Annotated in this window: 8 protein-coding genes; 4 read left to right on the top strand and 4 right to left on the bottom strand. The window is 76.3% G+C overall.

Translation table 11 applies throughout. From position 1 onward, the window contains the following. Both SK069_RS20105 and SK069_RS20100 read left to right on the top strand, forming a co-directional pair. Positions 1-1,605: neutral/alkaline non-lysosomal ceramidase N-terminal domain-containing protein (locus SK069_RS20105; protein WP_319956060.1), on the top strand; the 1,605-nt coding region annotated here is incomplete at its 5' end. Further along, a complete protein-coding gene (locus SK069_RS20100; RefSeq protein WP_319956059.1) occupies positions 1,602-2,999 on the top strand; it encodes an SMP-30/gluconolactonase/LRE family protein in 1,398 nt (465 codons plus the stop codon). The genes SK069_RS20105 and SK069_RS20100, both read left to right, overlap by 4 nt. 45 nt (positions 3,000-3,044) lie before the next feature. On the opposite strand, the gene SK069_RS20095 is transcribed toward SK069_RS20100, so the two are convergent. The 3 genes from SK069_RS20095 to SK069_RS20085 all read right to left on the bottom strand — a co-directional run bounded on the left by SK069_RS20095 (position 3,045) and on the right by SK069_RS20085 (position 6,693). Beyond that, positions 3,045-3,842, bottom strand: a complete 798-nt coding sequence (locus SK069_RS20095; RefSeq protein WP_319956058.1) for a helix-hairpin-helix domain-containing protein — start codon at positions 3,840-3,842, stop codon at positions 3,045-3,047. A gap of 138 nt (positions 3,843-3,980) precedes the next feature. Then, positions 3,981-5,384, bottom strand: coding sequence for a dihydrolipoyl dehydrogenase family protein (locus tag SK069_RS20090; RefSeq protein ID WP_319956057.1), 1,404 nt, complete (start codon positions 5,382-5,384; stop codon positions 3,981-3,983). A 190-nt stretch (positions 5,385-5,574) separates the two neighbouring features. After that, positions 5,575-6,693, bottom strand: a complete 1,119-nt coding sequence (locus SK069_RS20085) for a hypothetical protein (RefSeq protein ID WP_319956056.1) — start codon at positions 6,691-6,693, stop codon at positions 5,575-5,577. 300 nt (positions 6,694-6,993) lie between these two features. Between SK069_RS20085 and SK069_RS20080 the strand changes: the two genes are divergently transcribed. Both SK069_RS20080 and SK069_RS20075 read left to right on the top strand, forming a co-directional pair. Continuing rightward, positions 6,994-8,175 carry a GAF domain-containing sensor histidine kinase gene (locus tag SK069_RS20080; RefSeq protein ID WP_319956055.1) on the top strand — a complete coding sequence of 394 codons (1,182 nt, stop codon included), beginning with the start codon at positions 6,994-6,996 and terminating at the stop codon, positions 8,173-8,175. Then, on the top strand, positions 8,172-8,780 hold the full coding sequence (locus SK069_RS20075) for a response regulator transcription factor (RefSeq protein WP_319956054.1): 609 nt from the start codon (positions 8,172-8,174) through the stop codon (positions 8,778-8,780). The genes SK069_RS20080 and SK069_RS20075 overlap by 4 nt, the downstream gene beginning before the upstream one ends. 163 nt (positions 8,781-8,943) lie before the next feature. On the opposite strand, the gene SK069_RS20070 is transcribed toward SK069_RS20075, so the two are convergent. Beyond that, positions 8,944-9,672, bottom strand: a complete 729-nt coding sequence (locus SK069_RS20070) for a 4'-phosphopantetheinyl transferase family protein (protein ID WP_319956053.1) — start codon at positions 9,670-9,672, stop codon at positions 8,944-8,946. Positions 9,673-9,932: the final 260 nt, after the last annotated feature.

The following is a 9,932-nucleotide window of genomic DNA, read 5'->3' as shown; positions in this document are numbered from 1 at the left end:
GCCGACCGCGCGGCGCGGGTCGCGGCCCGCACGGCGAGCCGCCGCGCCCGCCGCGCGCGGCAGCTCGGCGCGCGGCCCTGCGCGAAGGGCGGACAGCGCCCGCTCGGCGCGTGGACGAGCTTCGCCAACCACGGCACCGTCGTGAAGGGGAACTTCGGCAAGTACAGCGCCGACCACGGCGGCATCGCCGCGATGCAGCTCGAGGCGCGGATCCGCCAGGCGGCCGGCGTGCCGGACGGCCAGCGCCTGATCGCCGTCTACGGCAGCGCCGACCAGGGCGACCAGTCCGCCGGCCTGACGAACAACGGGCCGTCCGGTGCGGACCGGGTCGGGCGGCTCGAGGGCGACGCGATGTACGACGCCTGGAAGGACGCCGGCTCGCGGCTCGACGCGCGCCCGACGCTCGCGCAGCGGTGGATGCGCTTCTGCTTCTGCGGGCGGGCGACGAGCGACGGCGGACGCGTCGCCGAGACGCCCCGGATCGGCGCCCCGTTCCTCACGGGATCCGAGGAGGGTCGCGGTCCCCTGAACGAGATGCTCGGCGTCGTCTTCGAGGGCCTCCGGATCCCCGCCCTGGACCCCGTGCAGGGCGGGAAGGTCCAGGTGCCGGTCGGCAGCTGGTCGACGGCCTGGCCGATGGCGCTGCTGCAGATCGGCGACGGCGGGATCGTGACGATCCCGGGCGAGCCGACGATGGGCATGGGCGAGCTGCTGCGCGCCGCGGTGCTCGAGCAGGCCAAGGGCGCCGGCGTGCGGCGCGCGGTCGTCGCGGGCCTCGTGAACGACTACCTGAACTACGTCACGACGCCGAAGGAGTACGACCAGCAGCAGTACGAGGGCGGCTCGACGGTCTTCGGCCGCCACGAGGGGACGTTCTTCGTCGACCGCGCCGCCGAGCTCGGCCGAGCGCTGAGCGGCATCGGCACGACGCTCGAGCAGCGTCCCTACGACGCCAGCAACGGCGTCCGGCCGGACGGTCCCGCGTACGCCGCGGGCGCCACGAGCGGGAGCATCGTCACCCAGCCGCGGTCGATCCAGCGGCTCGGTCATGCGACGCTCGCGTGGCGCGGCGCACCCCGGGGCGCGGACCTGCCGGTCGATCGCGCGTTCCTCACGGCGGAGCGTCGCGAGGGCGACGGTTGGGTCGCCGTCGACAACGACCTCGGCAGCGCGTTCCTCTGGACCGTCGACGACGCCGGCCGCTACGAGGCGACCTGGGAGCCGCCGGTCAACGCGGCCCTCGGCGAGTACCGGATCGTCGTGACGGCGGCGCGCTACCGCCTCGAGTCGGCGAGCTTCCGGATCGGCGCCAGCGACCGGATCGAGGCCCGTCCCGCGGGCTCCGGACCCGGGCGCGCGGCGGTCGAGGTCGGCTTCCCGCTCCCCCGGATCAACGTCGACCTCACGGCCTGGCCGTCGCTGCTGCAGACCGGGACGGTGACCTTCCAGGTCGGGGGACGCGCCGTCGAGGTCCCGATCGGGCGCAACGGGATCGCCACCGTGGACGCCCCCGCGGGCAGCACGGTGACGATCCCGAAGGGGGCCATCCGCGACGGCAGCGGCAACGTCAACGGCAAGGCCTTCACGGCGAAGGCGGGAGGGTGAGCATGCGCGATCGGGTGGTGGCGGCGACCGCGATGGCGGGGGCGCTCCTGGCCCTGGGGGTCGGCGCGGCGTCGGCGACCGCGGCGGTGGGGGACACGAGCGTCTTCGCGAAGGTCGCGGCCCCGGGGTACCCGGCGCACGCCTACGTGCGGCCGGACGGCCGCGTCTTCGAGGGCACGTACGTCGACCCGGCCGGCGAGGGCGTGCCCTCGAAGGTCTTCGAGTACTCCTCGACCGGCGCGCCGCTGCGCTCCTGGACCGTGCCCGGGCAGGCGCTGCGCGCCGAGCACGGCGTGCAGGTCGCCACGAGCGACGCCCGCGGCCGGCTCGTGCTGCTGGACCGGACGCCCGCACGGGCACTGCTGCTGGACCCCGAGACCGGCGCCTTCACGCCCTATGCGACGTTCCCGGACCTCAAGTCCTGCCCCGCCGGGGACCTGCTCGTCGGCTGCGAGCTGGGCAGCGACGAGGCGCCGATGGCGAACTACGCCACGTGGCTGCCCGACGGGCGGCTGCTCGTGACGGACTACCACCAGGACGTCATCTGGCAGGTGCCGCCCGGCGGGGGCCGCGCGAGCATCTGGTTCCAGTCCGAGGAGCTCGTCTCGGACGGCTTCGGCGGCGCCGGGATCGCGCTCACGGGCGACCGGCGCGCGGTGCTCCTGTCGCAGGCCGGCAACGTGCCGAGCGACCTGCGCGGGAAGCTCGTGAAGATCCCGCTGCTGCCGGACCTCGACCCGGGCCGACCGCAGACGCTGTGGCAGTCCGGCCTCGGCGACTTCCCCGACGGCATCGCCGTCGCGCGGAGCGGCAACGTCTACGTCGCGCTCGTCGGCCTCGCGGCGCAGGTGGCGAAGGTCGCGCCCGACGGGCGCGAGATCACGCGGTTCGGCACGCCGCTGCTGGGCTCCAACGGCTCGGCGATCCCCTTCGACGGCCCCTCGAACGCCCGCTTCCTCGGGACGCGGATCCTCGTGGCCAACCAGAGCCCGATCTTCGGCAACCGCGCCAACCAGGCGATCCTCGCGATCGAGACCGGCGAGGAGGGCGTCCCCGAGCTCATCCCCGCCGGCGCCGGCGACCCGCCTCGGGCCGCGGCGCCCGCACCCGCACCGGCCCCGGCGGCGAGGCCGCGGCTGCGCGCGACGGCCAGCCCGTCCCGGATCGCCGTCGGCCGGCGCACCGCGGTGCGGGTCCGCGTCACGGCGGTGGTCGACGGTCGCCGCCGAGCCGTCCGCGGCGCCCGCGTGCGGCTGCTCGGACGGAGCGCGACCACGTCGTCGTCGGGGCGCGCGACGCTGCGGGTGACCGCCGCGCGGCCGGGCGCGTACCGCCTGCGCGCCACGCGCACGGGGCATCGCGCCGGCACGGCGACGGTCCGCGCGCGCCGCTGATCGGGCCCGTCGCGCTGACCGTCGTCGCGCCGACGCGCGCGGGCCTCAGCGCAAGCGCGCGCCGCGGCGCTCGGCGAGCAGCAGGCGCAGCGCGGCGGGGGAGCGGCCGAGGTCGCGCGCGATCTCGTCGAGGCGGTAGCCGCGCGCGGCGAGCTCGGCGGCGCGGGCGGCGACGCGCAGCCGCGCCGCCCGGCGCTCGGCGGGCGCGGCCGGGCGCTCGGGCGCCAGCAGCAGCCCGTGGCGATGGAGCGTCCGCTCGATGCGGCCGAGCTCGGCGGTCCCGATCCCCGTCCACCCGGCGATCACCGGCCGTGAGCAGCGGCTCAGGGCGCCGAGGGTCGTGACGCCGTGGCGGGCGAGCGTCGCCCGCAGGTCCGGCGCGAAGATCGCCGACAGCGGCAGGCGGTCGGCCTCGGGGTCGGCGGGCAGGAGGACCTCGCAGGGCAGGTCCTCGGGCCGGAGCGTCGCCTCGTGGGCCCGCAGCTCGGCCGGGTCGACGCGCCCGGCCCGCAGCGCGGCGTCCCCGTGGGCGCGGCGCAGCGCGGCGACCGCCGAACGCTGGAGGTCGGCGACGACGGCCGGTGCCGCGGCGACGTCCGCGCGGGGCCGGCCGAGCGCGAGGGTCGTCCAGCGACGGTCGGCCGCGGCGGCGCGCGCCGCGCACCACGCGGTGACCGCGTCGAGGTGCTCGCTGCGGTGAAACGCGACCCAGCGGTCCTCGTCGGGCTCGGCGTGGAACCAGTCGTAGCGCGCCGCGTCGAGCACCTCGCCGTCGGGGGTCGTGCGCGTGGCGCAGGACCGGTGGACCATCACGTGGCGGCGGTCGTCGTGGAGGGCGCTCACGCCGCGACCTCCGGCAGGCGGTCGGGGCGGCGGGCGGCGATCAGGGCGTCGGCGAGCATCATGTAGGGCCGCCGAATATTAGGCACACCTATCGACTTCTCGCATCCCCGTCGCCGGCGAGCCGGCGCGGCGCGGCGATCAGCCGCCGTCGCGCGCGGCGAGCCGCAGCCAGACCTCGGTGCGCGTCGGGAACGCCGGCACGCTGGCGTCGAGCACGTGGAGCGGCACCCGGCCGGCGACCGCGATCGTCGCCGCGTGCAGCTGCTCGGCGACCCCGGCGCCGACGAACGTCGCCCCGAGCAGCACGCCGGCGCTGCGGTCGATGACGAATCGCGTCGTCCCGCCGGCGCCCTTGCCCACGAAGCTCGCCCCGGCCGTGCCGTCGCTCGGCGCGTCGATCGCCTCGGCGTCGAGGCCCGCGTCGAGCGCGGACTGCAGCGTGTGGCCGACCGCGGCGACCTGCGGCTCGGTGAACGTCACCCGCGGGCTGCGCAGCCCGTCGGGCTCCTGGCCCAGGAGCTGCGCGTCCTGGTCCTCGAGCAGCCGCGCGGCGACGACGCGCGCCTGGCGCTTGCCCTGGTGGGTGAGCAGCGCGCGGCCGTTCACGTCGCCGATCGCGTAGAGCCAGTCGCGGCCGCCGACCCGCAGCCCGTCGTCGACGGCGACGAAGCCCCGCGGGTCCGGCTCGACGCCGACGGCGTCGAGCCCCAGCCCGTCGCTGTTCGGCGTCCGGCCGGCGGCGACGAGCAGCTCGTCGGCCCGCAGGGCCTCGCCGCCCTCGAGGGTCACGACGACCTCGCCGTCCTCCCGGGCGGCCGCGGCGACCCGGACGCCGGTGCGCACGTCCACGCCGCGCTCGCGCAGCCCGTCGGTCACCTGCGCGCTGGCGAACGGCTCCTCCTTGAGGAGGATCCGGTCCGCGCCCTCCAGGAGCGTCACCGTCGCGCCGAGGGACGACCAGGCGAGGGCCATCTCCGCGCCGATCGGCCCGCCGCCGAGGACGACCAGGCGTCCCGGGACCTCGTCGGCCGTCGTCGCCTCGCGGTTCGTCCACGGGTCGACGTCCTCGAGGCCGGGGATCGGGGGCAGCGCCGGCCGCGTCCCGGTGGCGAGGGCGACCGCGCGCCGCACCGCGATCCGCTCGACGACGCGGCCCTCGCCGTCGACGACCTCCACGAGCCGCTCGCCGACGATGCGGCCGTGACCGCGCATCAGGCGGACGTCGCGCTCCTCGATCCACGGCAGCTGGACGCTGTCGTCGAGCTCGTGGATCACCTCGTCGCGCCGGTCGAGCACGGCCTGGGGGTCGGGCTCGCCCTGCACGAGCTCGCGCACGCCCGGCACGCGACGGACCTCCTCGAGCAGCTCGTGCGGGCGCAGCAGGGCCTTGGACGGCATGCAGCCGTAGAACGAGCACTCCCCGCCGACGAGCCGCGGCTCGACGAGGACCGTCTCGACGCCGCGCTCGCCGAGCGCGCCCGCCAGCACCTCGCCGGCCGGACCGGCTCCGAGGACGACGACGTCGGCGTGGCTCTCGCGCATGGTGCTCCCCTGTTCCCGATGGTCGGTGCCCGGAATCGCGGCACCGGGGGCATGAAAGCGCATGGAGGCCAGCGCCCCGCCGGGACCCCCGCCCGCGGCGCCGCCGGCGGCCCCACGACGACGAGGGGCCTCCCGTGCGGGAGGCCCCTCGAGGCGGGCCGGCGGGAGGCCGACCGGAACGGCGCGGTGGCTACCGCAGGCCGCGGAACGTCGTCCAGGTCTTGCGCGAGGCGCCGGCGCTGGACTGCAGGCCCGACTGCCAGATCTCGTCGGTCGAGGTGGGGTCGCGCAGCTGGTACCAGAGGAACGTCCGGACCTTGTACCGCTTCGCGATCGTCCAGGCGCGCTTGAGGTACGTCGACGCCTTCGACGTCGAGATCTTGTCGCTGCCCTTCGTCTTGTAGGCGAACTCGGTGAGGTAGATCCGCTTCGCCGCCGAGCTGGAGATCCGCTTCGTGCGGGCCGCGCGGGCGAGGTCGGCCTTCGCGTAGCCGAGGTTCGCCTGCGTCCAGTCGTCGCGGTCCTTGCGCTTCTTGTTCGGATTCGCCTTGAAGTCGTACGTGTGCAGGGACACGCCGTCCGCCTTCACGGTGTACGTCGAGCGCTTCGTGCCGCGCTTCGCGCGCCACTTCGAGTCCAGGCCCAGGACCTCGCGGACGAAGGTGCCGGCGTCCGTCGACTGCCCGTAGGGGTAGTTCCTCGACTTGGCGCGCTCGTACGGGAGCAGCTCGCCGAAGAGGATCTTCGCCTTCGGGTCGACCGCCTTGACCTGCGACCAGGCCGTGTTGTGGATCTTTCGGTAGACGGTGCCGGCGCCCCGGGCCGGGATGTGGCGGAACCAGTTCGGCTCGTTCAGGGGCGCGTAGAACCGGGCGACCGGCATGTCCTTCAGCTCCTGCGCCACCGCGCGGATGTAGGACTTGTAGGCCGAGACCGAGATCTTCGACGCGGCCGTCGGGCCCTTCTTGCGCCGCGGGTTGAACGACGCGTCGCCGGAGACGTTCGGGGCGATCTGGATCGCCGTGATGCCGTGGGCCGGGGCCTGGGCGGCGAACGCCTTGATCGCCTGGAGCTGGCCGGCGTCCGGCACCCGGGACTTGCCGTCCCAGCGGATGTTGAAGCGGGTGAACCCGACCTTCGCCTCCTTCGCGGCGGTGAAGTACGCGGAGGTCAGCTCCGGCCGGTTGACCGTCATCTCCTGGTCCTGCAGGCCCTTGACCGGGGCGGCGGAGGCGGCGGCCGGCAGCAGCGCGGCAGCGGCCAGGGCGGCACCGGCGGTCGTGGTGATCGATCGGCTCCTGCGGGTCATGGGCTCCTCGTCGGTGGGGGATCGGGGGCGTGGACCGGCGCCGGCGCGCGGCCTCGGCTCGAGGCGCCCGCCGGTGCGCAGGTCAGAGGCTGAGACAGCACCGGGGCGGCGAAGTTGCGGTGCGCAGGCTCCGCCGGCCGCCGCCGACCACGGGTCCACAGCGGCGATCGACCCTAGGCGCCGCTCCTAAAGCGCGTCCTAAAGATCGGCATGAGAGATTCGTGAGACGGCCCCCCGCCGCGCCGGCGCGGACGGCCCCGGACCATCCTCCGCGCGCCGCGGTCGTCTAGCCTCGACGCGATGTCAGGTCCGGAGCAGCCGGAGGTCCACCAGTCAGCCGCGAAGGTCGCCGCCGACGCGCTCGGCGTGTTCGTCAGCGCCATGGCGGGGATCGAGCAGGCCACGCCGGACAGCGCCGGCTTCTGGGACCGGATGTGCGAGGCGGTCTGCGGGACCGTCGCCGTCCAGCGGGCCGTCCTGCTGCTCTACGACGAGGGTCGCCGCCGCGTGCGGCCGGTCGGCACGTTCGGGATCGACCGGGACCGGTTCCGCCCCGAGGGCGTCGGGCTCGAGGACGCGCCGCTGTCCCGCGTGGCGCTCGAGCAGGACCGCGTCGTCGACACGCTCGACGCCGACGTGGCGGGCGAGGACGGCCGGCGCGACGTCGCCCCCGACCTGAAGAACCTGCCCGAGGGCGCGCTGGCGTACGTCCCGATCATCGCCGGCGGCTTCTGGTACGGCGTCCTCATCGCCGAGCACCGCGACGACGCGCCGCTCGCCGAGGCCGACCGCGACGCGCTCTGGATCGCCGGCAAGGTCGTCGCGTTCGCGGCCGTCGCGCGCCGGGCGACCCGCGCGCAGGAGCACGCTCGGCAGCTGTCGGCCCGCCTGCTCCTCGCCCGGCAGGTCCACGAGCAGGTCATCCAGCGGCTCTTCGGCGTCGGGCTCGTCCTCGCCTCGGGCGACCCGCTGGCCGGCGAGGGCCTGGAGCGCGCGCGGCAGGAGGTCGAGGCCGCGCAGGTCGAGCTGCGCGATCTCCTGCACGGACCGGACCTGCAGCACTCGCCTCCGACGGCGCTGCGGCTCGGCGAGGAGATCGACCGCCTGCGCCGCGCGCTGTCGGACCAGATCGAGCTGCGCTCGACCGTCGAGCCCGGGGTCGAGGTGCCGCTCGAGCACGAGTCGCTCGCGCAGTCCGTGCTCGGCGAGGCGGTGCGCAACGCGATGAAGCACGGCTCGCCCTCGGTGCTCGACGTCCGCCTGGCGCGCAAGGGCGACGACGCGATCGCGCTGACCGTCGACAGCGACGGCGCGCGCGCGACCGAGGGCCACGGCAGCGGCCTGGGCCTGAAGCTCGCGGCCGTGGAGGCGCTGCAGGCCGGTGGTCTACTGGAGTTCGGGGCACGTGGCGAGGACGGCTGGCGGGTCCGCCTGCTGCTCCCGAGCCACGAGGAGCAGGACGAGGATCGGGGAGCACGATGAGCACGCGCGAGGTGGGACGCACCGTCGTCCTGTTGGTCGACGACCACGAGGTGGTCCACTGGGGGCTGCGGTCGCTGCTCTCGAACCAGTCGTGGGTGGCGCGCTGCGTCAGCGCCCGCAACGGCGAGGAGGCGATCGAGCTCGCGAAGCGGTACTCACCGCACGTCGCGCTCGTCGATCTCTTCCTCGGCACGGAGTCCGGGGCCGAGCTCTGCGAGCGCCTGCGCGAGGTCGAGCCGCGCACCCGGGTCCTGCTGCTGTCGGGCGCGGGGCGGATCTCCGCGACGGCCGCGAAGGCCGCCGGCGCCTCGGGGTTCGTCCCGAAGGACTGGCCGGCCGCCGACGTCTGCCGCGCCGTGCTCGCGGTCGCCGCGGGTCGGACGGTCTTCGACGGCGCGGCGCCCGCGACGCCCGCGGGCCTGAGCCCGCGCGAGCGCGAGATCCTCGAGCTCATCGCGACGGGCGCGACGAACCCCGAGATCGCCAAGACGCTGCACCTCTCGCCGCACACGGTGAAGGAGCACACGAGCTCGCTCTACCGCAAGCTCGAGGTCCGCAACCGGGCCGAGGCGGTCCGCGCGGCCGACCGGCTCGGCTTGACCTGAGCCTCGGCCCGCGGGTCGCGGCGCCGCCGACGACCGGTGACGGTGCCCGCGCCCCGGGATCCGACGGTCACCGGCCGTCGCCACCGGTGGTGCGGGAGCGGGTGGGGATCCGCGTCGCTCGTCGTCGGCGCCGGGGCTCGGCCGATCATCGGTGGTTCCAGGCTCAGGTCGCCCCGCCGGGCGGGAGGCCCCGACCGGGCACCGGGGGCGCAGGACGCCGGTCGACGACGGCGTCCGGGGCGGCGACCGCCAGCGCGCCGGCGTGGGACGGACCGGCCGCGAGGTCGTGGAGGCACCACCGCTCCGGCTCCAGCTCGTGCGGGGCCGCGCGGATCCGGGGACCCGAGGGGCCGACGTCGACGAGGCGCGGCTCGACGGTCAGGCCGCAGCCGACGCCCTTGAGGAACGCCTCCTTGCGGGTCCAGATCGCGAGGAACGTCGGGAGCCGGTCCGCGTCCGCGGCGCCGTCGACCGTCGTGGCCTCGCCCGGGGCCAGGACCGACGGCAGCACGCGCCGGCACCGCCGGTCGCCGTCGTCCGCGACGCGCTCCACGTCGACGCCGACGCGGACCCCGCGGGCGACGGCGACGGCGGCCAGCCCGTCGGTGTGGCTGACGTTGCAGTGCCACCCCGACAGCGGCCCCGCCGGCGCGAGCTTGCCGTGCGGGTCGACGCCGAGGCGGACCGTCGCGAGCGGGACGCCGGCGACCTCCGCGAGCGTCCGTCGGAGGAGGGCGCGGGCGGCGACGAACGGCGCGGCCACGACGTCGCGCAGGCCGTCGGCGTGCCGCCGCTCCGCCGCCGTCAGGGCCGCCGCTTCGCGCGGGTCCGGCGCGGCCCCGACCGCCACCAGGGCGACGACGACGCGGGGTTGGGGGGCCTCGCCTGGCACCGAGCGGACGCTAGATGATCGTTTCCGCGCGCCGTGCCCCGTGCCCCGTGCCCCGTGCTCCGAGCCCCGAGCCCCGGCAGGGCGCAGGCCGGCGTCGCACGCCCGTCCGCGGTCTCCCCTGCCCGCGGCCGGGGAGCGGGGCCGGGCGCACGCACCCGTCCGGCGGTCCGGCCGGTGCGTGCGGGAGGCCCCGCATCTCGGGGCCGGATGCGCGCACCCGTTCGCGGCGCGCCGGCCGCGTGCGCGGGCCCCCCGGGGGG

Source organism: Patulibacter brassicae, from assembly GCF_033949425.1.
GTDB lineage: Bacteria > Actinomycetota > Thermoleophilia > Solirubrobacterales > Solirubrobacteraceae > Patulibacter > Patulibacter brassicae.
This window is presented reverse-complemented; position numbering and strand designations above follow the sequence as displayed.

Excerpts from the sequence above, each read along its gene's own strand:
- SK069_RS20090 (WP_319956057.1), bottom strand. The coding sequence starts at position 5,384 with ATGCGCGAGAGCCACGCCGACGTCGTCGTCCTCGGAGCCGGTCCGGCC.
- SK069_RS20085 (WP_319956056.1), bottom strand. The coding sequence starts at position 6,693 with ATGACCCGCAGGAGCCGATCGATCACCACGACCGCCGGTGCCGCCCTG.
- SK069_RS20080 (WP_319956055.1), top strand. The coding sequence starts at position 6,994 with ATGTCAGGTCCGGAGCAGCCGGAGGTCCACCAGTCAGCCGCGAAGGTC.
- SK069_RS20075 (WP_319956054.1), top strand. The coding sequence starts at position 8,172 with ATGAGCACGCGCGAGGTGGGACGCACCGTCGTCCTGTTGGTCGACGAC.